19 protein-coding genes are annotated in these 24070 nt (G+C 40.2%); 11 read left to right on the plus strand and 8 right to left on the minus strand.

Annotated elements, in window-relative coordinates:
- The first annotated feature begins 197 nt into the window (after positions 1-197).
- A complete protein-coding gene (locus tag NMG86_RS22815; protein ID WP_026787818.1) occupies positions 198-1151 on the plus strand; it encodes a hypothetical protein in 954 nt (317 codons plus the stop codon).
- 279 nt (positions 1152-1430) lie between these two features.
- Here NMG86_RS22815 and NMG86_RS22820 read toward each other — a convergent pair whose 3' ends face one another.
- Together NMG86_RS22820 and NMG86_RS22825 are read right to left on the minus strand one after the other, a co-directional pair.
- Positions 1431-2414, minus strand: coding sequence for a GspE/PulE/PilB domain-containing protein (locus NMG86_RS22820; RefSeq protein WP_237747565.1), 984 nt, complete (start codon positions 2412-2414; stop codon positions 1431-1433).
- 314 nt (positions 2415-2728) lie between these two features.
- Positions 2729-3562, minus strand: coding sequence for a glycerophosphoryl diester phosphodiesterase membrane domain-containing protein (locus NMG86_RS22825; RefSeq protein WP_026787820.1), 834 nt, complete (start codon positions 3560-3562; stop codon positions 2729-2731).
- Between the two features lie 126 nt (positions 3563-3688).
- On the opposite strand from NMG86_RS22825, the gene NMG86_RS22830 reads away from it, so the two are divergent.
- The 3 genes from NMG86_RS22830 to NMG86_RS22840 all read left to right on the plus strand — a co-directional run bounded on the left by NMG86_RS22830 (position 3689) and on the right by NMG86_RS22840 (position 11776).
- Positions 3689-4339 (plus strand): L,D-transpeptidase, encoded by a 651-nt coding sequence (locus NMG86_RS22830; RefSeq protein ID WP_237157112.1) that lies wholly within the window; start codon positions 3689-3691, stop codon positions 4337-4339.
- 333 nt (positions 4340-4672) lie between these two features.
- Entirely contained in the window at positions 4673-5293 is a 621-nt protein-coding gene (locus tag NMG86_RS22835) for a Uma2 family endonuclease (protein WP_026787822.1), read from the plus strand.
- Positions 5294-6523: 1230 nt separating this feature from the next.
- Positions 6524-11776 (plus strand): Ig-like domain-containing protein, encoded by a 5253-nt coding sequence (locus tag NMG86_RS22840; protein ID WP_499103728.1) that lies wholly within the window; start codon positions 6524-6526, stop codon positions 11774-11776.
- 168 nt (positions 11777-11944) lie between these two features.
- Here NMG86_RS22840 and NMG86_RS22845 read toward each other — a convergent pair whose 3' ends face one another.
- On the minus strand, positions 11945-12856 hold the full coding sequence (locus tag NMG86_RS22845) for an IS5/IS1182 family transposase (protein ID WP_026788241.1): 912 nt from the start codon (positions 12854-12856) through the stop codon (positions 11945-11947).
- A 380-nt stretch (positions 12857-13236) separates the two neighbouring features.
- Between NMG86_RS22845 and NMG86_RS22850 the strand changes: the two genes are divergently transcribed.
- Positions 13237-13494, plus strand: a complete 258-nt coding sequence (locus NMG86_RS22850) for a CRR7 family NDH-1 assembly protein (protein ID WP_026787823.1) — start codon at positions 13237-13239, stop codon at positions 13492-13494.
- Positions 13495-13552: 58 nt separating this feature from the next.
- Here NMG86_RS22850 and glgA read toward each other — a convergent pair whose 3' ends face one another.
- On the minus strand, positions 13553-15028 hold the full coding sequence (gene glgA / locus NMG86_RS22855) for a glycogen synthase GlgA (protein ID WP_026787824.1): 1476 nt from the start codon (positions 15026-15028) through the stop codon (positions 13553-13555).
- A 292-nt stretch (positions 15029-15320) separates the two neighbouring features.
- Complete coding sequence (locus NMG86_RS22860; RefSeq protein WP_026787825.1) at positions 15321-15578, minus strand: hypothetical protein; 258 nt, start codon at positions 15576-15578, stop codon at positions 15321-15323.
- Between the two features lie 335 nt (positions 15579-15913).
- Between NMG86_RS22860 and NMG86_RS22865 the strand changes: the two genes are divergently transcribed.
- Positions 15914-16471 carry a YjaZ family protein gene (locus NMG86_RS22865; RefSeq protein ID WP_026796576.1) on the plus strand — a complete coding sequence of 186 codons (558 nt, stop codon included), beginning with the start codon at positions 15914-15916 and terminating at the stop codon, positions 16469-16471.
- A 355-nt stretch (positions 16472-16826) separates the two neighbouring features.
- On the opposite strand, the gene NMG86_RS22870 is transcribed toward NMG86_RS22865, so the two are convergent.
- The gene (locus NMG86_RS22870; RefSeq protein WP_026787827.1) at positions 16827-18032 is read right to left on the minus strand and encodes a hypothetical protein; all 1206 of its coding nucleotides are present in this window, start codon (positions 18030-18032) and stop codon (positions 16827-16829) included.
- A 155-nt stretch (positions 18033-18187) separates the two neighbouring features.
- Between NMG86_RS22870 and pgl the strand changes: the two genes are divergently transcribed.
- From pgl to NMG86_RS22885, 3 genes are all read left to right on the plus strand, one after another.
- Complete coding sequence (gene pgl, locus NMG86_RS22875) at positions 18188-18922, plus strand: 6-phosphogluconolactonase (protein WP_026796577.1); 735 nt, start codon at positions 18188-18190, stop codon at positions 18920-18922.
- 49 nt (positions 18923-18971) lie between these two features.
- Complete coding sequence (locus NMG86_RS22880; protein WP_026796578.1) at positions 18972-19694, plus strand: double zinc ribbon and FHA domain-containing protein; 723 nt, start codon at positions 18972-18974, stop codon at positions 19692-19694.
- Positions 19695-19917: 223 nt separating this feature from the next.
- Entirely contained in the window at positions 19918-20415 is a 498-nt protein-coding gene (locus NMG86_RS22885; protein WP_081692293.1) for an FHA domain-containing protein, read from the plus strand.
- Here NMG86_RS22885 and NMG86_RS22890 read toward each other — a convergent pair.
- Both NMG86_RS22890 and thiO read right to left on the minus strand, forming a co-directional pair.
- Positions 20396-21004 (minus strand): hypothetical protein, encoded by a 609-nt coding sequence (locus NMG86_RS22890; protein ID WP_026796579.1) that lies wholly within the window; start codon positions 21002-21004, stop codon positions 20396-20398. The two genes, NMG86_RS22885 and NMG86_RS22890, sit on opposite strands and share 20 nt — an antisense overlap.
- A complete protein-coding gene (gene thiO, locus NMG86_RS22895; protein ID WP_026787831.1) occupies positions 21001-22098 on the minus strand; it encodes a glycine oxidase ThiO in 1098 nt (365 codons plus the stop codon). Before thiO ends, NMG86_RS22890 begins: the two co-directional genes overlap by 4 nt.
- A 79-nt stretch (positions 22099-22177) precedes the next feature.
- On the opposite strand from thiO, the gene NMG86_RS22900 reads away from it, so the two are divergent.
- Both NMG86_RS22900 and NMG86_RS22905 read left to right on the plus strand, forming a co-directional pair.
- Positions 22178-22549 carry a hypothetical protein gene (locus NMG86_RS22900; protein ID WP_026787832.1) on the plus strand — a complete coding sequence of 124 codons (372 nt, stop codon included), beginning with the start codon at positions 22178-22180 and terminating at the stop codon, positions 22547-22549.
- Between the two features lie 8 nt (positions 22550-22557).
- Positions 22558-24027, plus strand: a complete 1470-nt coding sequence (locus NMG86_RS22905; RefSeq protein ID WP_043939003.1) for a GMC family oxidoreductase — start codon at positions 22558-22560, stop codon at positions 24025-24027.
- Positions 24028-24070 lie beyond the last annotated feature (43 nt).

The following is a 24070-nucleotide window of genomic DNA, read 5'->3' on the forward strand; positions in this document are numbered from 1 at the left end:
GAACTTGATCAAGGCGTTTGTAGCAAACGCCTTTGTTTTTGGTATCCATATATAGCAATCCTATTTGAGTTATAGGAATAAATGGGCCTGAAACCCAGGCACAGCAAGGAGCCAATATTAGAACCTACTTAGGATTGCTATATAATGATTGTGTTAGAATCTCGGCAAAAATTATTTCTTGAGGAGTGAATCTACCCATGTCTAATCTGCACAAAACTGTTTTTTTAGGGACTGCGATCGCATTAACCCTAAATGGGGGTGAACTTCTGGCTCAGGAACTTTCCTCGGAATCCTCCTTAGAAAATATTGTTGCATCTTCGGTAGGAATTGCCTCTCAAACTTTCTCAGCAACACCAGATTTTAACCCAGAGCAGATTTTTGCTCAAACTTCAGAACTTAATCCATCCTTAGAAATAGCTTCTCAAATCACCTTAGAAACATCGGATTTCAACCCAGAGCCATTATCTATTCAACCTCCAGAAATAGAGCCATCAGCCGAAATTATTCAACAGCAACCCCAGACTTTATCGGAAGCCCAAAATGATTTTCCTTCAACCCAATCGGCCGATTTAAGTAATAATTGGATGGAGCGAGTTGAGTGGAATATTGCTCAAAATCCAGATCAATCTTTACCCGTTGCTCAACAACAAAACAAATCAGAAAAACCGGAAGATCCCCGTAAAGCCGCCGATGCCAATGGTCGTCGTTTAAGTAATAACTTTAATTATATTGGAATTGGAGGTAATATTGGGATTACCGGAGATGGATCGGGTTTAGGGGGAGGCGGTTTAATGACCCTATCTAAAACGGGGTTTTCAGAAAATTTTTCCTTACATTCTAGTGGAATTCTAATTGGAAGTGATAGTGCGAGTCTAACGCACTTGACCGCAGAATTTCCCGTTAGAAGTGAAACCAATGCAGTACGTTTTTCTCCCTTTGTAGGAGCCGGAATTATCTACAAAGATTTATTTAATAGTGACCTTAGTTTCGGCCCTTCAGTGACCGCAGGAATTGATATTCCCATTTCCTATAGTTTCTTAATTACTGGACGTGCCAGTGTCGGATATATTCGAGAAGAAACGGATTTCGGGATTCAAATTGGTTTTAGTTATATCTACACGAAAGGGTTACTGGGTTTGATTTTTAAATAATTTTCCCAAAAAGGAATATTGTGTCAATAATATTCCCTATTCCCTATTCCCTATTCCCTATTCCCTCCCCCCGTGCACGCAGGGTTGGGGGGGCTGTTCCCTAGCGCTATAACTGAAAAAGACCTATTCCTTATCGTGACTTTTTTCAATTAAAGCATCAGATTCTTCAACCATGGTTTTTAAGAGTTGATTCAGTAATACTAAATTCTCAGAAGATAGGGGCGTTATTGCCAGACGAGTGTTCAGTTCACTTAGTTTGTTTTGGAGTTGCTGCGTCAGTCATAGAGCATCTAAACTTAATTTAGATAACTGTTGTTTTTGATAAAACTTTAAAGCAGCCCCGCGTAAAACCTGTAGGTTAGCTTCTTCTCCCAAGGGTGCTGGATTAATTCTTAAACGTAGTAACAGATGAGTATTTTCATAAAGCCTTTCCATTTCAACTTGTCGCGGTTTATCTACAGGAATTAATGGTAGTTCTACTAACAGTTTTAATTCATTAATAACCCCTTTAAATTGCTGATCATCTAGCCCGGTAACAACGGATTGTAAAACGCCATCTTGACTCCACAAAATTCGGCTTAAATTAGCCTCTTGACGTTCAAAATAAAGCCTTCCAATACCTCCCATTAAAACTCGTCCTAACAGTTCTTGTAATAATTTATGGGGAGATAACATCGATAAAACTTCTACCGGACTTTCTAAATAAGTCGTTTTTACCTCTAAAACCGATAGTGCTTTTGAAGAACTTGTGGATATTGATTCTACAGATTCAGGTAAAAAATTTTCGATTTTTGAGGTTGATAAATTTGAATTGACTGGTGCTAAAGAAATAACTGGCTCTATTTCCACAACTTTTGGAGAGGGAACAGAAGTCGAGACCTCAAAACTTGAAACAGGAGTTGGTGATGAGTTTTTCTGTTCAGAAAATTGGGTGATTGTTTCCATATCTATTGTCAAAGATTCATCGGTTTTAGCCTGTTGTGTATGATAGAGATAGGCTGATAAAATAGAACGTTGCTCCTTCGAAGAAATCACCTGACTGATGATGGAGCAATTCATGTAGGATACGATCTTCTGCACATATTCTAAGGCTGATTGATCTTCTGAATCAACCACACCTAAATATAAATGATGATCTTTGAGACAAAGAGGTAAAATTTGGTAATGCAGGCAAACTTCTAGCGGTAAGATACTGTCAATTAAGGCAAAAATTTGCTGCGATTCCAGTGTAACTGTCCCAGTTGCTTCAGATTTAGCTAACATCTTTATAATTTTAATTTAGTGTCTTAGTCCAATATTCTTAGATTTAGAGCTAAGTTCAGCATGAATTAGCTCACTCACGAAGGCACCCCGGCTTAAATCAAATATCTACAACCGTTGAGGAATAAAGACAAGGGGATTAGTAATGCTCCTCTATTTGATTTAAGTTTAACAGCCTTTGCGGAAATCAGCTATAAAATGTAAGTGAAAATGGCTAAACTGCGGGAGCCGGAAATTAGCGATCGCTCCTTGCCATCCCTAGGTTATGATCATGGATCATGCTATGTTGGATTAAACTGATCGCCACTAGGGAAAATTCAAACCCCTGATTTCCTATCTTTAATCGGGTTAGTTGTTAAATTCATTCCTTCCCGTCTGACTCTGAGATCATAATAAATAACCCCAGCAATTGATTGCCAAAATGGAAGAAATAAAGCCCCGATAATAATATTTATAGCCACAGAAAATAAATTCACAATCAGTTTATAAGTAGATGAATCGGGGTTAACTATAATTCCAAAAGCCAGTGGCAAAAAGACGATAATCAATATAACTAAAATTGAAACAGGTAAGATAATCAACAATCCCAGAAACAGAATCCCTTGAATCCGTAATACTGCTCCTTTGGTTAGTTTCCAACTGCGACTAATGGCTGCTGTTGCGGTCATATTATCTTCAACGGCTAAGGGTAAAGCCGCAATGTACATTCGAGAAATTAGCCAAATATAGGCAAATAAAATCGCAATAAAAATCCCAAAACCGATTAAGTATGTAACCGGGTTATTTTGTCCTAAAATAGCCACTAAGATACCCACAAAAATTCCTCCGACTACAGTTAATCCAAAAATTCCACCCATTACAATTAAGCCAACTAGAATTCCTTGCCCTAAAAAGCTCCACATTCTGCGCTCGACACGACTACGAGCTTCTGAAATTACTTCGGGCTGTTCTAAGGTTTCATAATAAGCTAAACGACCAATTAGTGCAGAAAGGGCGGAAAATTTAGCCCAGCCATAAATCGGAATAATTGACCAGCAATAGGCTTGCAGAGCTATATTAAAATAGGATCTGAAATGATCTCGATAGATGCGTAACCCGGCACTAATGACACCAATTATGCTCAGAGGGCTAATGGTTTGATTTTTAGTCATAATCGTAAGATGATGTAACAAACAAGCTGATTTTCCCGTGATCTTAAACCAAAATTCTCAAAATCCCAAAAATTTTATAAATATTAAACTTTGGGGAGAAAGACGAGAAAAACACGGGAAACAATCATGAATCAATCCGTCAAAGTCAATAAAAATAGTGCCATGGTTAGAGGAAAAAGTTTTCAAAAATATTTGACAGCAGTTATATTAGGAACAACTGTACTGTTCGGAGGAGTGACAAAACAGAGTCCAGCCCTATCAATTCAGCCCCAAAACCCGATTCCCCTGGCTCCATCCCCAGTTAAATTCCTAACCCCTCACACCCCCAAATTTGCCACTTCTAATTTATTTCCCCCACCCAATAATCAACTTAATGACTCGATTGAAAATAATTTGAGAGTGGTGATTAAATTAAATCAACGTCGGGTTTATCTCTATCAAAATCAACAACTCCAAAGCAGTTATCCTATCGCTGTTGGTCGAGAAGGTTGGGAAACTCCGGTCGGTAAATATCAAGTTATCGAAATGATTTCCCAGCCCACCTGGGAACATCCCTTTACCGGAGAAATTATTCCTCCAGGGCCAGATAATCCTTTAGGAGAGCGTTGGATTGGGTTTTGGACAGATGGAAAAAACTATATTGGTTTCCATGGAACTCCTAATACTGAAACCGTTGGACAAGCCGCTTCCCACGGTTGTATTCGGATGTTTAATCAAGATGTTCTGGCTCTATTTCAGAGGGTAAAAATCGGAACTCCCGTAATAGTTGAACCTTAAATAAACAGGACTTACACAATTACGCTATATATAGCCCATAGAAAATCTGGCGATTTTCGTTGATTTGGCTCAGACAATTAACTCATCAAGTTATTACTTTTTCATTCCTTATAATTTACTTAAAGGTTCTGGACTTGTTTCTATATATAATAGAACTTAGAGATATAGCAGTCGCCAGACCTATTAGGACAAAGAGTGATGCAGCAAAGCTAGACGGTGAAGTCTTTTCCTCCGGTGTTCCCTCCCCCCTAGCCCCCCGTGCACGGGGGGTTTGGGGGGGCTGTTCCGGTGTTCCCTGCTATATAATTTATTTATCGGTAATTCTCAAAACCTATGACTCAAACTTTACCCAAACTCGTAAGCTTTGAAGAATTTGTGGAGTGGCTACCAGAAAATTCGGCGGTACGCTACGAACTGCATAATGGAGATATTGTTGAGATGGCACAACCAGTAGGCGAACACGAGGAAGTTATCAGTTTTCTTAGCATCGAAATTCCTGTTGAGATTAAACGTCTGGGATTACCCTATGGTATCCCCCGTCAAGTAATAGTTAGACCTCCTGAAAAAGATTGTGGTTATTTCCCTGATATTTTGGTACTCGATCGCGCAAATCTGGCGAACGAAACATTATGGCAAAAACAATCTACCCTCAGTTTAGGTGCATCTATCCCTTTGTTAATTGAGGTTGTATCAACTAATTGGCGAGATGATTACCATTCTAAATATGCCGATTATGAGGAGATGGGTATCCCAGAATATTGGATTGTCGATTATGCTGCTTTAGGCGGGCGCAATTTGATTGGAAATCCCAAACAACCGACAATTTCTATCTGTAACTTGGTTGACGGTGAATATCAAATCGTCAAGTTTAGAGAGAATGATCGCATTGTGTCACAAACTTTTCCAGATTTGAACCTCACAGCAAATCAGATTTTTCAAGCGGGTGTAGTTTAGTTTGTTCTAATTTCCACTCATAAGACAAATTTGGGAGAGTGGAAACTCAGTGTCTTCAGACCTGAGAGGAAACGCGACTCAAGGGAATTTATTCCCCTTGAAATATTAAAAGATGTGCTAAAATCAAAAAACACAAGTAAGAACAATAAACATCTGCGTGTTGAAGCATTCTAGTATCGGAGAAATCCCGACTCCCCTGAAACAACGGTTAGGTTAAAGTCCTAACGGCAGTATGACAAGCAAGGAGTAAACAATGGCAGATTGCAGAGCGTACCGCAACTTGGCTTAGTGATGGCTTGGTGAAAGTGTTTTAGTTCAAAAGTAAAAGTATCGGGAAGATCGGGTTTCTTACCTAATCAACTCAGTAGACGATATGCGGCAGTCGTAGCGAGAATTAGATTAAACTAATTCTGTCCGCAGAATCTCAGTGTCTTCAGACCTGAGAGTGTCAACCTTATCATACTCAGCGTGAGTCAAAACATATTTGATGTAGATCCTTATAGATTCAACAATTTTGTTAGAAACCGGGTTTCTGTGTTGAATTTGTTGTGAGAAATCACGATAACTTCAGAAACCCGGTTTCTGTATACCCGCACTAAGTCCCCAGTTTCTCATTATGAACATATATTAATATCCGTCTAAAACCCCTATAAAACGGGGAATTTGACGTATATTCCCGCTTTGTATCCCCTGTTTTTGTATTAATTTTTTCTCAAAATTCAGTAATTTCACGGGATTTGATCGGTTTATGACAATTAAAAATTACCTTTAACTGAACAACGTTAAAAATAGCTTTTAATCCTTGCCAGGATTGGGTTTAAACATTTTTATGGATAAAAACTCACTTCCTTTTTTGATATATAGGGCTTGCTGAAAAAGTAACAGAAAAGGAACAGAATGATTTACCACCCAACGAAGTCAGAGTGATAAATAAATTTTCTTCGAGTTAATGAGTTAACAGATAACTTTTGATAATGACTCTCTCGGCTTTTCGTCTTTTTTCAGCAAGCCCTATAGCAATCCTAAATAGGTTCTAATATTGGCTCCTTGCTGTGCCTGGGTTTCAGGATCATTTATTCCTATAACTCAAATAGGATTGCTATATATAAAAAATATCAAACATGAGTTTATTTTCGTGATATAATACTTTCTATTGAGATAGAAGGCTAAATTATGATATTAGCCACTCACCAGACATCAACACTCAATCCATTACAGGAGTTGAATATCATGGTTACAAGTTTTAGTTCAGACCGCGTAATTGTCAAACTGAATCCCACCGCGAATGCAAGTGAAATTACCAACTTGCAGAGCGAGATCGGAGTCACACAAGTCACCAAAGCGTCACAACTTGGGATTGACATTTGGCAGATTCCTTCAGGAACGGTTGAACAAACAATATCCGCTTATAAGGACGATCCTCGCTTTGAATACATAGAGCCGGATTATATCATCACCCTTGATGATGTCCAAAAACCGAGTTCTACTCAAGAAAGTTCAGGAAAAATTACTCCCCAAGCCACAACTCCCAATGACCCTAGCTATTCCCAATTATGGGGACTCAACAACACAGGTCAAGATGGGGGAACGCCCGATGCCGATATTGATGCTCCCGAAGCGTGGGATATTCAAAAGGGAGACCCAAACTTAGTTATCGGTGTGATTGATACCGGCGTTGATTACGACCACCCGGACTTATCGGCGAATATCTGGACAAATCCAGGGGAAATCGCAGGCGATGGCATTGATAACGACAGTAACGGATATATTGATGATGTCCGGGGTTGGGACTTTGCCTCTAACGACAATAACCCGATGGATGTGCATGGACACGGAACCCACGTTGCTGGAACTATTGCCGGAAAAGGCAATAACGGCGTTGGGGTGACAGGGGTTGCTTGGAATGCCAAGATTATGCCACTTAAGTATTTAAATGATAGTGGCGTAGGCCCTACATCCAATGCCATCCTAGCGATTAACTATGCAACAGCCAAGGGAGTCAAACTGACAAATAACTCTTGGGGAGGCGGTGGCTATAGTCAAGCTCTCTACGATGCCATCAATACTGCCGGACAACAGGGAGCTTTATTCATTGCGTCGGCGGGTAATGAGTCTAACAATAACGACGCAAATCCGGCTTATCCTGCCAGTTACGACCTAGCTAACATCATCTCTGTTGCCTCAACCACCCGCACCGATGGATTGTCCTCTTTCTCCAACTATGGAGCCACCACTGTAGATTTAGGTGCGCCCGGTTCTAGTATTTATAGCACTCTTCCCAATAGTAGCTACGGGACTCTTAGTGGGACATCAATGGCATCTCCCCAAGTCACCGGGGCGGCGGCGTTGCTGTGGTCTCAAAATCCCACTTGGACAGCACAGCAAGTTAAAAACAAGCTGATGCAAACAACTGATCCTATTTCCGCTTTGAGTGGTAAGACGGTTACAGGTGGTCGGTTGAATATTAACAATGCCTTAGCATCATCTGATACCACCCCACCCGCAACCAGCAGTTTCACCCCCGTTGATAATGCCACAGGAATTGCCGTTGGTGCTGACTTAGTGGTTAACTTCAGTGAAACGATTCAAAAAGGCACCGGCGATATTGTCATCAAGAAACTGTCTGATAATTATGTAGTAGAAACGATTGCCGTTACTAACAGTAATGTCACCGTTAGTGGCAGTCAACTCACCATTAACCCAACCAATGACTTAGCACAAACCACAGATTATTATGTAGAAATTGCCAACGGTGCGATTAAAGATATTGCGGGTAATAATTATGCGGGTATTACTGGTAATAGCACCTGGAATTTCACAACTGTTGCCCCCCCTGACACCACCCCACCCGCAACCAGCAGTTTCACCCCCGTTGATAATGCCACAGGAATTGCCGTTGGTGCTGACTTAGTGGTTAACTTCAGTGAAACGATTCAAAAAGGCACCGGCGATATTGTCATCAAGAAACTGTCTGATAATTATGTAGTAGAAACGATTGCCGTTACTAACAGTAATGTCACCGTTAGTGGCAGTCAACTCACCATTAACCCAACCAATGACTTAGCACAAACCACAGATTATTATGTAGAAATTGCCAACGGTGCGATTAAAGATATTGCGGGTAATAATTATGCGGGTATTACTGGTAATAGCACCTGGAATTTCACAACTGTTGCCCCCCCTGACACCACCCCACCCGCAGCTAGTAGTTTCACCCCCGTTGATAATGCCACAGGAATTGCCGTTGGTGCTGACTTAGTGGTTAACTTCAGTGAAGCGATTCAAAAAAGCACCGGTGATATTGTCATCAAGAAACTGTCTGATAATTCTGTAGTAGAAACGATTGCCGTTACTAACAGTAATGTCACCGTTAGTGGCAGTCAACTCACCATTAACCCAACCAATGACTTAGCACAAACCACAGATTATTATGTAGAAATTGCCAACGGTGCGATTAAAGATATTGCGGGTAATAATTATGCAGGTATTACTGGAAATAGCACTTGGAATTTCCAAACCGCAGATACCACCGCACCCACAGCCAGCAGTTTCACCCCTACTGATGATGCCACGAATATTGCCGTTGGTGCTGACTTAGTGGCCAACTTCAGTGAAGCGATTCAAAAAGGCACCGGTGATATTGTCATCAAGAAACTGTCTGATAATTCTGTAGTAGAAACGATTGCCGTTACTAACAGTAATGTCACCGTTAGTGGCAGTCAACTCACCATTAACCCAACCAATGACTTAGCACAAAGCACAGATTATTACGTTGAAATTGCTGATGGTGCAATTCAGGATATTGCGGGTAATAATTATGCGGGTATTACTGGTAATAGCACCTGGAATTTCACAACTGTTGCCCCCCCTGACACCACCCCACCCGCAACCAGCAGTTTCACCCCCGTTGATAATGCCACAGGAATTGCCGTTGGTGCTGACTTAGTGGCCAACTTCAGTGAAGCGATTCAAAAAGGCACCGGTGATATTGTCATCAAGAAACTGTCTGATAATTCTGTAGTAGAAACGATTGCCGTTACTAACAGTAATGTCACCGTTAGTGGCAGTCAACTCACCATTAACCCAACCAATGACTTAGCACAAAGCACAGATTATTACGTTGAAATTGCTGATGGTGCAATTCAGGATATTGCGGGTAATAATTATGCCGGTATTACTGGTAATAGCACCTGGAATTTCACAACTGTTGCCCCCCCTGACACCACCCCACCCGCAGCTAGTAGTTTCACCCCCGTTGATAATGCCACAGGAATTGCCGTTGGTGCTGACTTAGTGGTTAACTTCAGTGAAGCGATTCAAAAAAGCACCGGTGATATTGTCATCAAGAAACTGTCTGATAATTCTGTAGTAGAAACGATTGCCGTTACTAACAGTAATGTCACCGTTAGTGGCAGTCAACTCACCATTAACCCAACCAATGACTTAGCACAAACCACAGATTATTATGTAGAAATTGCCAACGGTGCGATTAAAGATATTGCGGGTAATAATTATGCGGGTATTACTGGTAATAGTATCTGGAATTTCCAAACCGCAGATACCACCGCACCCACAGCCAGCAGTTTCACCCCTACTGATGATGCCACGAATATTGCCGTTGGTGCTGACTTAGTGGCCAACTTCAGTGAAGCGATTCAAAAAGGCACCGGTGATATTGTCATCAAGAAACTGTCTGATAATTCTGTAGTAGAAACGATTGCCGTTACTAACAGTAATGTCACCGTTAGTGGCAGTCAACTGACAATTAACCCAACCAATGACTTAGCACAAAGCACAGATTATTACGTTGAAATTGCTGATGGTGCAATTCAGGATATTGCGGGTAATAATTATGCCGGTATTACTGGTAATAGCACCTGGAATTTCACAACTGTTGCCCCCCCTGACACCACCCCACCCGCAACCAGCAGTTTCACCCCCGTTGATAATGCCACAGGAATTGCCGTTGGTGCTGACTTAGTGGTTAACTTCAGTGAAACGATTCAAAAAGGCACCGGCGATATTGTCATCAAGAAACTGTCTGATAATTCTGTAGTAGAAACGATTGCCGTTACTAACAGTAATGTCACCGTTAGTGGCAGTCAACTCACCATTAACCCAACCAATGACTTAGCACAAACCACAGATTATTATGTAGAAATTGCCAACGGTGCGATTAAAGATATTGCGGGTAATAATTATGCGGGTATTACTGGTAATAGCACCTGGAATTTCACAACTGTTGCCCCCCCTGACACCACCCCACCCGCAACCACCCCACCCGCAGCTAGTAGTTTCACCCCCGTTGATAATGCCACAGGAATTGCCGTTGGTGCTGACTTAGTGGTTAACTTCAGTGAAGCGATTCAAAAAAGCACCGGTGATATTGTCATCAAGAAACTGTCTGATAATTCTGTAGTAGAAACGATTGCCGTTACTAACAGTAATGTCACCGTTAGTGACAGTCAACTCACCATTAACCCAACAGCCAATTTAGCAACGGGTACAGATTACTACATTGGAATCGCTAATGGTGCAATTAAAGATACTGCGGGTAACAATTATGCGGGTATTACCGGAAATAGTATCTGGAATTTCAAAACTCAGGGAACCCCTGTTATTAATGGTACGGCTAATAATGATATTCTCACCGGAACAGCCAACCCAGAAACCATTAACGGTTTAGGGGGAAATAATAAACTTTCAGGTCTGGGTGGTAATGATACCCTCAATGGTGGTGCTGGAAATGATACCCTAAATGGAGGAGCAGGAAGCGACCAACTTAAAGGCGGTACAGGAAACGATACTTATGTTGTTGATAATGCTGGAGATATCGTTACAGAATTAGCTGCTCAAGGCACAGATTTAGTCCAATCTTCCATTGCTTATACCTTACCCGCTAACGTAGAAAACCTAACCTTAACAGGGACAACTGCTATTAATGGGACAGGTAACGGTTTAGCTAATACAATTAATGGCAATAACGCCAACAATACCCTGAATGGTAGCACCGGAAATGATCTAATCCTGGGTAATGGAGGAGTTGATAAACTATTAGGTGGTGCTGGTAATGACTCCCTCAATGGTGGTGCTGGAAATGATACCCTTACAGGGGGACTCGGCGCGGATAAATTTATCTACAATACTAATGCAGCCTTTACGACTACTGCGGTAGGTGTAGATACAATTACAGACTTTAATATCTCACAAACCGATCAAATTGTCTTGGATAAAACCACTTTTACCAGTATTAGCAGTGCTGCGGGAACTGAGTTTTCTGTTGCCAGTGGTGAATTTGCTAAAGTTACTAGCGATGCTTTAGCAGCAACCAGTGCAGCAGATATTGTGTATAACACTACAACGGGAGCCTTATTCTACAACCAAAACGGTACAGCCGTAGGTTTTGGGACAGGAGCTAAATTCTTAACCTTAACCAATCAACCTATCCTAATAACTGAAAATCAATTTTTGATTCAAGCTTAATCCATTAGATATCTCCGAAAATCCCCAAATGCCATCTATCGCTAATTTTTGAACCTCTAGCACTCCTGTGCCGGGTTCTCCCAAAGTAACGGATTTATAGGCTTTTTCAGTTACATTAATAATAATTAATGAATTTTATCTCTGATATTCAATCATTTTTTACAAGAATTATGGGCAATTCTTAGATGATAATACAATCGCTCCTATTCGCCATCTTATTAGTCCACATACTGTCAAGATTACTGCTTCATAATTTTCCCTCTTTAACCGAAATCTTTCTGAAGCAACTCGATAAATTTTTATCAGTCTTATTAAATGTTCGACTACAATCCTTTGTTTGGCTTTTAACCGATTTTCTTCTCGATGTTCAAGCGATATTTCTTGATTTCTCGGTTTCTTATGTGGTGTATTAATTGCTGTTTCCCCTACATAAGCTTTATCCCCTCTGTATTTTTGATTGTTCCCCAATTCCTCGCTTCTTTCTCTCCACAATTTTAGATCGCTTGTTGCTCCGGTATAACCCACTACTACATCCACTATTTCTTTCCCATTTGGCATGACAATCACTTGATTTTTAAACGTATGTGTTTTTTTCTTTCCTGAGTAATATTTTTTCTGCTCTTCATTGTCTGTTGGTCTTTGCATGGGCTGTTCATAGCTATCTACTATTAACTCAAATTCCAGCAGAATTTTTTCTACCCACTCCCAATCACTCTCGTTTTTTTTTACTTGCTCAACTAAACTCGCTGGTAGTAATTCTCTGAAGATTTTTATCCAGTTATGGAAAATATCATTCGCTGTTGATTCACTCACTTCAAACTGTAACCCTAACATTTGAAATGTGGGCATCTGATGCAGATAAATTAGAGTTAGTAATATTTGTTCATCCACAGATAATTTCTGGCGACGACCCCCACCTGCTTTAATCAACCTGATTTTAGTTTTTTCTTGTTCCTGTCGTTTTTCTTGTTCTAATAACTCCGCAGCTTGAATGAGTTCTATCAACTGTTCATATTCCATCCCTAATAGCCTTTTTGCTTGCTGGGGATTCTTGTCCAGATACTCTCTTAAGTTACTCATCTCTTATTGGGGTAAAATCCAATTTTACCATCTTGCTATCCTTCCCAATTTATATTTTGGAGATGTCTATTAGGATAGTGTTAAGCGATCGCATTTTTACTATTAACCTGTATTCAAACCATAAAATTGATTAGAGGTTAAGAAATGCGATCGCCTGAGAAGAAAGGGCGGGTTTAGGGAGATAATTACTAATAATTAAAGATCGTCTCGGAACCCGCCCCTAGAGTATTGAAGATTTCTGAATTAAAGTCTATAATTATTAATATTTCCCCTACTTAACGATTAAATATGAGTACAGTTCAAATCGAAATTATGGATGATACAAGCAGTTGTTAAAATAGAATCCCCCACGGATATTAATATTTTGCCAGAAAAACACCATGCCAAATGCTCTAATGTACGATGAAGATACCTTTATGGTATTAGAAACCCATGAACCGGAACAGTTTATGAATGTTACGGAACTCCTAGAAAAACTCAAATCCATTTTGTCTGAACATCAAGACAATTTACCCCAGGATTTACAACGTTTTAAGACTCTTGAAACCCAAGCCCAATATCTCTTAAATACAAGTTGCGATCTCAACCTAAGTCCGGGTCAATACTTACAATGGTACGCTGTTAGATTAGAAAAATAGGGTGAACTATTACGGATTTATCAGGTATTTTTGGCCGTTTAAATCCGTAGCAACTCAATTACTTATGTCTAATGAATTCGTAAATGGCTAAATAATCTGTTCCGGGTTGGTTCCAAGAATAGTCATAATTCATGCCTTGAATTCTCAATTTTTCAAATTCATCGGGATAGTAATTATACAGGCCAATGGCTCGATCCATTGCGGATTCTAGGGCTGTAAAATCCGTGTAGTTAAAAACATAACCATTGCGTTCTTCCGGTTCGTGATATTCGTCATAATCCCGATCAAAAACCGTATTAACTAACCCACCCACAGCCCGAACCACTGGAACCACGCCATATTTTAACCCAATCATTTGAGTTAATCCGCAGGGTTCATAATTACTCGGAACCACAATAATATCCGCCGCCGCATAAATTAAATGGGATAATTCCTCATTAAAACCTAGTTCTAAATGACAATCGGCGTTATTATTTAAAAAGTTCTTTTCATGCCAAAACCAAGAATTAATAGTGGGTTCCGTTGCTGAACCTAATAATACAAATTGAGCTTGTCGATGCAGAGCATAATAAATAGCATGATGAACCAGATGCACCCCTTTTTGATCATCTAAACGACCGATATAACAAATAAGAGGTTTATCATCATGACTTAACCACAATCTTTCCCGTAGAGCTTTTTTATTCTTTTCTTTTGCTTCTAAATTTTCCGAGCCATATTGATAGGGAATAAACGAGTCAATTTCAGGATTCCAAACCGCATAATCAATCCCGTTTAATATTCCACCAAATTTATGTTGATGCAGTTCTAAAGTATGTCCTAAACCATAACCAAATTCTCCATAATGGGCTTCCCAAGCATGGTTAGGAGATACGGTTGTAACAAAGTTAGAGTAGACAATTCCCCCCTTCATAGAATTTAATCCAAATGGGTTAAAATTATCGCGTAAACGGTCATATTCAAAATAGTAGGATTCTCGGTTTAATCCCGTTGCCCAAAGGATATTTGTCCCCGCAATTCCTTGATGTTTGAAATTATGAACAGTATAACAAACCCGGATATTTTCCATTCCGTGATATTTGTACATTTCATACAACATCACAGGAGCTAAACCCGTTTGCCAATCATGACAATGGAGAATATCGGGACGTTTATTTGTTATGAGTAAAAACTCTAAGGCAGCTTTGCTGAAAAAAGCAAATCTCAAATGGTCATCGAGGCAACCATAATAACAACCTCGGTTGAAGAAATTATCCTCGGAGTGAGGTTCAATAAAAAAGCATAGGCTTCCATGAACCCAACCACAAAAGACAGTGCAGTGTATTGCGCCATCAAACCAGGGAACAGATAAATCTTGATAGGCTTCATGAAGTCCCCAAATTTGGTCATACCTCATGCAGTCGTACTTGGGCAAAATAATTTCAATGGTATGACCCCGTAGTTCTAATTCCCTACTGAGTCCGTACACAACATCGCCTAAGCCTCCCGCTTTGATGACTGGGGCGCATTCAGAGGCAATTTGTACGATGTACATCCTGTTTCCTCACTCCAAACCGTGATGTTTTGTCTTCCCCATAGTAATCATGTTGGTTGCAATAGTAAAGTCCTGAAGGATGATTTTTTTGCGGGCTTGATTAATTATGATTAGAATGGGTCGGGTTAGTTAGGGTTTTAAAAGTAACTGTAGAAGGAACCACAAAGGCACAAAGACACTAAGAAAGGGATGAAGGATATATTTAAAAAATTAGGGGAAATATGAGTGAATATTTTAATGTAATTATTGAAAAAGATAGCGATGGATATTTAGGGGCTTCTGTATCCACAGTTTAGGCAGTGGTATCTTCCCAAAGTTGTGACACTGGGAAGGTTTCTCCTGATGAGGCAAGTTGTATAGATTCTTGTAAGTCAGCTAATATTTGGGATTTTGGTTCTTGTTCGTCAATCCAAGCTAAACCACTGACAGTATCAGAGTTTATTGTATTCATAAGTTGTTGCCAAAGTTCAACAGGAATAAGAACATTGGTTGTTTCGCCATCGGCATTGGTGACATAACGAATAAGATGTTCAATTTGTGTGATTGCCATAGGTCTAACCCTATTATCATGCTATTATCGAACAGAAAATTGTTTTAGAATTCAGCAAATTTTATCAACCTGTTTCCAGAGAAGATTTTTGACTCCCTCCATTTTCGTAATTCGTAATTCGTAATTCGTAATTCGTAATTACGAATTTATGGATTAGCAAAGGTATTAATTTCCCCCCCGCCAATATAACGACCTGGAACCCGCTACAATTTTTTTATTTATAGCAATGAGCAACTTAGTGTTTAAAACTTCTTTGTGTTCTTTGTTTCTTTGTGGTAAAATCGTGCTTGGCATTTGTAAAGATAATAGCGCTAATTGCTACATATTATACTCAAATGGTTGAAAAATTTAATACTGTTGAAACAGAAGTTAAAAACTGGAGAGATTTTACACTAAATAGTGAAATTTACGATTTATCACATCTAAACGCCCATTCGGTTGAATATCTTGATAATAGGGACGAAAATAACCTGATTACATACAAATTTATAGTAACCTATGGCCTACATTGCTTCACTAAAGAATTGCAAGAGCTTACAGAGGAAGAATCACAATTATTGATGTACAATGCGCCAAGAGAGTCCAGACCCTTTAATTTTGAGAGATATTACCTATCAAAGCAGTTACCTGAAATTATCAAGGCACTAGGTCAGAGTGCAACCTTAGTCTGTCATGCTGGATATGGAAATTATGCAATTGTGAAAGTTTTGGACTCAGAGGGTGTTGAAGTTGATTATTTTGTTGTTTTTCGAGTATTCAAGGAAAGTAAAAAGCTAAGACTCCATGTAACAAGTGCTTATCCCAAGGACGAAGGTATAGGGAAAATAAAGAAAGTCAATTTCTTCGTCATAGCTAAAAACTTATTGAATAATAAGAAACTACCGAAGCCTTAAATAACAAAGGCTCCTTCAGGAGCCTTCGCCAAAAACTTGTTTATATTTTTGGTATTCAGATCGTCTTTACCGGACTTGCCTCGACCCTAAAGGGTAACGGGATGTCATGATTATCTCATGTCTGCTGCATCCATACTTCTACTTCTAGTATAGAGGGTGGTTTTAATCCTGTCAAGTCCTGCCTCTAAACAACTGCCACTACTCGAAAAATACACATTGACTTCCTGTATATTGGCGAGGGGTTGCCATAATTTTTAAGTCTCCGTAATGCTCAACATCTTTACTCCCTCCATTTTCCCAATTCGTAATTCGTAATTCGTAATTTCTAATTCGTGATTCCTAATTACTCTCTAATTTATGGATTAGCAAAGGTATTAATTTCCCCCCCGCCAATATAACGACCTGGAGCCCGGTTAGGAACGGAAAAATTAGGTTGAGTTTGACCAATTTGACCCTGTTGAATGTTGGGATTCATATTACTGGGGGTCATGTAGTTATTTGGTTGAACAGGTTGAACGGTGCTGTTAATACCCGTGTTAGGTGTGACCGAATAGGAGGGAACGGTATTATTTAACGGTAAGGAATTGAAGTTGGCATACCCGGAATTGGGGACGGTTCCAGGTGTAACCGTTGGCACGGTAGGAACCACCGGAGGTAGGGTAACGTTAGTTTGATAGGGATTAATCGGAGGCAGGGGAACTGTACCGACAGCCGAATTGGGATTATCTCTGGGAACACTCCAACTGGGTTGATTAACCTGTCCTGTAAGCGTTGGGGTTCCAGTAAAAGGTGTGACACCAACTGCTGTTCCTGGGCTGGGATTTAAGGCGGAATTGGAATTAGTGAGATTATTGGGATGGTTACTGGCGGAATTTGTGTCGGTGATTAATGAGTTTAACGAGGTATCATTTGTATTAGAGGATGCAGCAGCCGAATCTGTGTTTTCTGTTTCCTGGGTTTGCAGATAGTTCTGCATGGCTTGTTGTAGAGAGGTCTTTGCCGTTTCGGGATTTGTGGTTTCCGTTACAGGGGAGCCCAAACCCTTTAGACCCAAGTTAGAACCAGCAGTAGTAGAGGGAGGAGGATTTTCAGAAACCGGATTGGGAAAATTGGAGGTTTTTGGGGAATTTTCCTCTACGGGAGGTTGATTTGTTGAATTGGATGGGGGAAATAAACTATCCAATAAAGGATTAGACCGAGGACTGGGCTCAGATTTTTTATCTGTGTCTTGAGCTTGTTTAAATAAATCTTTATTAATCTCGATATTAGGGTTTAAAGGCGAAATTAAGGAATTATTACTCCCTAATGCCTCTAATAAAACCTTAGAGTTATCAATATCCGCAGCAATCGCTTGTTGTTCTGGGGTGAGTTGACTGCCTGAATTGCTAGGATTTAGGGTTGATTCTGCGTCTAAACCAAACCATTCGGGGTTTTCGGAAAATTGCCAAAAGAAAATCCCCACCACGGCCAGAACGCTGACGGAACCCCAAATACGAGGTTGTAGGAGAAACCGCAATTCCTCCCCTACGGCACGAATAGATTCAGGAATTCGGTGTGACATAACTGACAAACAGCCGATTGCTGGGTTGAAAGGAACAGGGGTAGATAGTCAAATAAATACTAGGTTTTGTGTCTCAACCGCTAACGAGCAAAACCCTCTATGATTATTATAGCCTGTAAATTCAATGTAGAAATTCATCTTGTGAGGCTATCCCAGTGGAAAAAAATATAGAAATTTTAGCGAATCGAGAGGAACTCATTGATCGAGCTTTAGAAATCCTTCTGGCTAAAATCACAGAAGCAATTGAAACTCGGAATCAATTTACGATCGCCTTAGCCGGAGGGAGTACCCCAAAACCCCTATATGAAGCCCTAGCCCAACAACCTTTACCCTGGGATAAAATTCATGTATTTTGGGGAGATGAACGCTATGTGGAACCGGATCACCCCGATAGTAACCAAAAAATGGCAGCGCAGGCTTGGCTGGATCGGGTAAATTTCCCCGCCACTAATATTCATCCGATGCCAACTTTAGCCAATAATCCCATTGCCGATGCAGAACAATACAATAGGGAGTTAGTACAATTCTTTGCGCTCAATGCCGGAGAGTTCCCCGCTTTTGATGTGGTTTTATTAGGGATGGGAGATGATGCTCACACCGCATCTTTATTTCCCCATACCGATGCCTTAACCGTTGAGGATCGCTTAATTACCGTTGGCAATAAGGATGGCCAGCCCCGAATTACCTTTACAGTTCCTTTGATTAATCATGCCCGTTGTGTCCTGTTTCTGGTCACCGGGTCGAATAAACAAGAACCGTTAGCCCAGGTGTTCGCCACCGAGGGGGATGCCATCACCTATCCCAGCCGCCTAATTCAACCCGTGGGAGAACTTTGGTGGTTATTGGATCAAGAAGCGGGAGCCAAACTCGCTGAAAATTTGCCAAATTAAGCATCTGAAACCCTAATTCTACTCAAGTTTGCTTATCCAAATTAATAATATGGTTGTTTGTCCGAATTGTAGTCATCAAAACCCAGAAGGCGCGACCCAATGTGAAGCCTGTTATACGCCTTTACCCACCACTACCAGTTGTCCCCATTGTGGGGCAACGATACAAACGGATGCGTCTTTCTGTGGTCAGTGTGGGTCAAATTTACAACCCGCTACGGTCAGTAATGAGGAGGAAATCCAAGGGGTAATTCCGACGGTGGTTTCGCCTCCGAATGAACCCACACCGGAAGTGGCGGTGAGTTCGGGGTTGAATTTGGAGAAATCTCCCCTTCCTGTAGCGATGGCAACGACTCCCCCAGAAGTTCCGGTGGTGATTCCTGAACCGCCTCCGATCCCGATGAATCTGGGTTCCCAAAGTTCTGCTACCCAGTTACAGCAACAGACAGCTAAGTTAATTCATGTCCAAACCAGTACGGATCTGGAATTACCTCAAAATGTGTCGGTGATTCATTTGGGAAAACCGAATGATTTAGTCCCCCCCGATGTGGATGTTTCGGGATTCCCGAATTCGGAAATTGTGTCTCGTAGCCATGCCGATATTCGCATTGAGGGAGATGCGTATTATATTGAAGATGTGGGCAGTTCCAATGGCACTTATATTAATAACACGGCTCTGCCCAAGGGGAATCGTCATCGGTTAAAACCAGGCGATCGGATTTCTTTAGGAAAAGGGGATTTGGTTTCGTTTATTTTTCAACTTTCCAAGGGTTAGGAGGGCTGAGAAAAAAGCGGGTTTTCCTGTTTTCAAATCGGGTGAAGCATGGGATTAGATCATTAATAGCTGATTGAAGGGAATTAGGAAATCTAACCCCTATTAAACCCCAAAATTGAGGAAATTTTTGATTCTATTCCCTATTCCCTAAATACCAAGAATTCAAAATTTCCGATTAAAAATAGGTTCATGACATAGCTGTTGATTGTTGGATTGTCCCAATGTGATTAGACTAACGTTATTACATCCTCTCCAATCGATTCCTGTCCGCAGTTGGGTATTTGACAAGGACAATATGATTCGGATTGGGCGATCGCTCAAGAATGATGTTGTCCTCTATAGTGCGGTCGTTTCCCGTCATCATGTCGAGATTTGTCGTGTTGGAAAAAATTGGCTGGTCGTGAATCTAGGAACCAATGGAACCTATATCAATGGACAGGCGGTTAAACAAATTCTTTTAGTAGATGGACAGGTGATTCACTTGGCAATCTCTGGCCCTAGAATACTCTTAAATATTTTACCCGATCCGACGGAAATGGTATTAACTGGAGGAATCGACCTCAATCGACCGGAACAGCAGAAGGAAGTAGAAACCCTATATTCTGGGGAAGTTAGGTCTTATGAATCTACTGCTGAACCTCTATTTTCCCATCCCAACGATGAGATAACCAAGGTTGATAAGTATAAACACTTGAAACTTCCTACCAATCATTCGGTTTAATCGGATACCACAATAACCGAGTCAGTGCTATTCCATTCAACGCCGCAACAATTGTCCAAACTAGGAATAACCCGAAAACGTCTCCGAGAAAGAAGCTTGTCCCCTGACGCATCATTCCTCCAAATATCCAACCGATGGGTAAGGCTACTCCCCAAGAGATGACACTGGCTACTATCCAACGCCAGGCGTGAAATACTTCGGTGCGTAAGACCAACCATTGTCCTAGGCTTAAACATAGTCCTAATTTCACTCCTTCTATCAACCCGTAGACAATTCTAGGGGTAAGATTTAAGGTGCGCGGAGCCACCCAACCCAAGAGTCCGAGGGGAGTTAAGGCGATGATACTGAATATGAAAACATGAACAAAAATCCATCGCCAACTTTGGGAAATATATTGTTTTAAAATAAACCATTGGGCTAGACTGATAATTAATCCGCCAATGGCTCCTTCTAAGGCTCCTAAATCCGGTTTTTCTCCAATTTCTATCCAAATTAAACTAACTACAAATCCAACCAAAGTTACAAACATCCACTGTAGAATAAATCCTAAATCTGTTTGTAAATCTAAATTATCACATACCCATTTCATAATAATTGAAAGCGATCGCCTTTAAAATAATTTAATAACGGATCATATTGTTGATATAATACCAAATTAGAAATTAATTGAGCCGTAATCGGAGCTAATAGAATCCCATTGCGATAATGACCCGTTGCTAAAGTTAAGTTTTGCCAAGAACTAGGCCCTAATATTGGGCATAAATCTGGGGTTTCCGGTCGAAATCCCCACCAAAATTCCTGAATTTCAAACTCTTTTAATCCTGGGTATAATCGAATAGCTCCTGAGAGTAAATTTTCAATTCCATTCGGGGTTAAACCGGAGGTAAAACCCACCTGTTCGGATGTGGCTCCAATCACAATTAAACCATCTCGACGCGGTACAATATAAATATCTGAACCGAATAAAACCTGTTTTAAAGGTAATGGTTTAATATTATCTGGAACCCGCACTGATAACATTTGTCCCTTTCGGGGATATACGGGAATTGATAATAATTTTCCCGACCAAGCACCCGCCGTTAAAATATAATGATCTGCTCTAAATTTACCTTGATTTGTCTGAACTTCTGTGATAATTTGATTAGGAAAAATAACTAATTTTTCTACCGTAACTCCCTCAACTATTTTAACCCCTAATTCCTGAGCCGCCCTTTGTAATATATTGATTAACCCCCGACGGTTATCAACTTGACCATCTTGGGGAAACCACCAACCCCCGACAACATCATCCCCTAACCCTGGTTGTTGTTGTAAAATGGCTTCGGGCTCTAACCAATAGCTGGGGGTGTCTGGAGTGGCCTCTAAACGGGTACAGGGAGGACGTTCATAAACCGGGGCTAAGATCCCACAGGGCCAATATCCCGTATCTAACCCGGTGATTTCCTCCAGTTTGCGCGTCCAGTCATTGTAAAGGGCGCGACTGCGTAAACACAATTCCAGCATAGGGCCAGGGGGAATTTGTTCGGCTTGGGGTGCTAACATTCCCGCTCCGACTAAACCCGCCGATTCTTGGACGTCCCGACTCAAAACCGTTACCGTTGCTCCCTGTAATTTTAACTCGACGGCGAGGGATAAGCCAATTAAACCGCCACCGATTAGAATAATTTCACTATGTTGTTGCATAAAATTTAAAAGTTCATCTTAGGAATTGAATCTGTTTTATAGTTTAAACTTTTAGGGTTTGTTTTTCTATAGGTTAACAATGATTAAACATTTTTTTACAACTACAGTCTCCGCTCTGTGTTATTCTTTGATTGATTATCGGTTTAAAGATTCTCCAATTATCCAGTATTTCCCTAATAATTCAGCCGTTAATTTTGTGATTGAACAACAGAATCGAATGCCCGATTATCTGCAATTTCCCTTGTTTATATTAACATTAATTTTTGATATTTGGGGACTGCTGCGTACAGGTTTATTCTTTCATTCTCAATCCCCATCTATGCGTCAACAGCAAATTCAAGCCTGGAAAAATTCCCGTTTTCAAATTTGCCGAGACTTGATCCGATTTTATGAAAGTCTAGTGGTATTATATTGGCAATCTGATTATATAAAATCTTTGGATTCTATCTAATAATTATCATGTCTGAATCTAACCTAATTTCCCCATCCGAATCTCCTTTAAAAGTTGAAATTGCCGTGATTGGTTCTGGCCCAGGAGGAGCGATTACCGCCTGTTTATTGGCTGAAGCTGGACGGAATGTTTTATTAATTGAAGAAGGAGCCTATTTATCCTTAGAATCCTGTCAGCCATTTTCCGTTGAAGAAATGGTGCAAAAATATCGTAATGGCGGTATAACAGCAGCCTTTGGTCAACCTAAAATTCAATATGTGGAAGGTAAATGTGTGGGGGGAGGAAGTGAAATTAATAGCGGATTATATCATCGGACACCCCCTGATATTTTAGCACAATGGAGTCAAGAATTTCAAGTAGAATCTTTAACAGAAGCCGATTTAATTCCACATTTTGAAGCCTGCGAACAAGCGGTTAATGTCTGTTATTTACCCGGAAAAGCTCCCACTGCTTCCTTGAAATTACACGAAGGCGCAACCCGTTTAAATTGGCAATCTTTAGAAGTTCCTCGCTGGTTTCGTTATCAAGAATTAGATGAAACCGCAATTCCTAAAGGAACTCGACAATCCATGACGGAAACCTTTATTCCCAGAGCTTTAAAAGCTGGGTGTAAACTATTAGTAAATACTAGAATTAAAAAAATTAATCAAAGCGATAAAAACTGGGTTTTAACAGGTTATTATCAAGCGAATAATTCTGATCAACAACCGGTCAAAATTCAAGCAGAAACAGTATTTGTTTGCTGTGGTGCAATTCAAACCCCAGCGTTATTAAGAAGAAGTGGAATTAAAAATAATATTGGTAATGCTTTAAGAATGCACCCAACTGTTAAAATAATTGCTCAATTTGATCAAGATATTAACACCTTGGATATGGGAGTTCCCGTCCATCAAGTTAAAGAATTTTCCCCTAAATTTAGTTTTGGTTGTTCAATTAGTTCTCCCCCCTATTTATCCGTGGGAATGACTGACCATCCTAATTATACTCAAGAAGTGCAAAAAAATTGGCATAAAATGGCAATTTATTATGCTATGATTGTAGGGGAAGGTTATGGTACAGTGAGAAATATTCCCTTTTTTCGCGATCCTTTAGTTAGTTATAAATTAACATCTCAAGACTTAAAAAATTTATCAGAAGCATTACAAAAATTAGCCCTATTATTATTTGAAGCGGATGCTAAAATTCTCTATCCTAGTATTTCCAATAGTTTGACCTTGACCCATCCGAAAGATTTAGTTAAAATTCCAGAACAACTTCCGATTAAACAAACTAATTTAATGACAGTTCATATTTTTTCCTCTTGTCCAATGGGAGAAAATCTACAAAAATGTGCGGTTAATTCCTTTGGTAAAGTTCATGGATTCAATAATTTATATATTGCAGATGCTAGTTTACTTTGTACCGCCCCTGGAGTCAATCCTCAAGGTACAATTATGGCGATCGCGCGTCGAAATGCGTTAAAATTCCTAAATCCCTAAGTTGTTGCGCCGTTGTTGCGCTTAAGCGCATCTTATCAACATA

The sequence above is a fragment of the Planktothrix rubescens CCAP 1459/22 genome, assembly GCA_904830895.1.
Classification (GTDB): domain Bacteria; phylum Cyanobacteriota; class Cyanobacteriia; order Cyanobacteriales; family Microcoleaceae; genus Planktothrix; species Planktothrix agardhii.

What these genes read in the sequence shown, in the direction of transcription:
- NMG86_RS22815 (WP_026787818.1), top strand. Translation starts at nt 198, where the DNA reads ATGTCTAATCTGCACAAAACTGTTTTTTTAGGGACTGCGATCGCATTA.
- NMG86_RS22900 (WP_026787832.1), top strand. Translation starts at nt 22,178, where the DNA reads ATGATTAAACATTTTTTTACAACTACAGTCTCCGCTCTGTGTTATTCT.
- NMG86_RS22905 (WP_043939003.1), top strand. Translation starts at nt 22,558, where the DNA reads ATGTCTGAATCTAACCTAATTTCCCCATCCGAATCTCCTTTAAAAGTT.
- NMG86_RS22835 (WP_026787822.1), top strand. Translation starts at nt 4,673, where the DNA reads ATGACTCAAACTTTACCCAAACTCGTAAGCTTTGAAGAATTTGTGGAG.
- NMG86_RS22845 (WP_026788241.1), bottom strand. Translation starts at nt 12,856, where the DNA reads ATGAGTAACTTAAGAGAGTATCTGGACAAGAATCCCCAGCAAGCAAAA.
- NMG86_RS22825 (WP_026787820.1), bottom strand. Translation starts at nt 3,562, where the DNA reads ATGACTAAAAATCAAACCATTAGCCCTCTGAGCATAATTGGTGTCATT.
- NMG86_RS22850 (WP_026787823.1), top strand. Translation starts at nt 13,237, where the DNA reads ATGCCAAATGCTCTAATGTACGATGAAGATACCTTTATGGTATTAGAA.
- NMG86_RS22865 (WP_026796576.1), top strand. Translation starts at nt 15,914, where the DNA reads ATGGTTGAAAAATTTAATACTGTTGAAACAGAAGTTAAAAACTGGAGA.
- NMG86_RS22820 (WP_237747565.1), bottom strand. Translation starts at nt 2,414, where the DNA reads ATGTTAGCTAAATCTGAAGCAACTGGGACAGTTACACTGGAATCGCAG.
- NMG86_RS22880 (WP_026796578.1), top strand. Translation starts at nt 18,972, where the DNA reads ATGGTTGTTTGTCCGAATTGTAGTCATCAAAACCCAGAAGGCGCGACC.
- glgA (WP_026787824.1), bottom strand. Translation starts at nt 15,028, where the DNA reads ATGTACATCGTACAAATTGCCTCTGAATGCGCCCCAGTCATCAAAGCG.
- NMG86_RS22840 (WP_499103728.1), top strand. Translation starts at nt 6,524, where the DNA reads ATGGTTACAAGTTTTAGTTCAGACCGCGTAATTGTCAAACTGAATCCC.
- NMG86_RS22860 (WP_026787825.1), bottom strand. Translation starts at nt 15,578, where the DNA reads ATGGCAATCACACAAATTGAACATCTTATTCGTTATGTCACCAATGCC.
- thiO (WP_026787831.1), bottom strand. Translation starts at nt 22,098, where the DNA reads ATGCAACAACATAGTGAAATTATTCTAATCGGTGGCGGTTTAATTGGC.
- NMG86_RS22830 (WP_237157112.1), top strand. Translation starts at nt 3,689, where the DNA reads ATGAATCAATCCGTCAAAGTCAATAAAAATAGTGCCATGGTTAGAGGA.
- NMG86_RS22870 (WP_026787827.1), bottom strand. Translation starts at nt 18,032, where the DNA reads ATGTCACACCGAATTCCTGAATCTATTCGTGCCGTAGGGGAGGAATTG.
- NMG86_RS22890 (WP_026796579.1), bottom strand. Translation starts at nt 21,004, where the DNA reads ATGAAATGGGTATGTGATAATTTAGATTTACAAACAGATTTAGGATTT.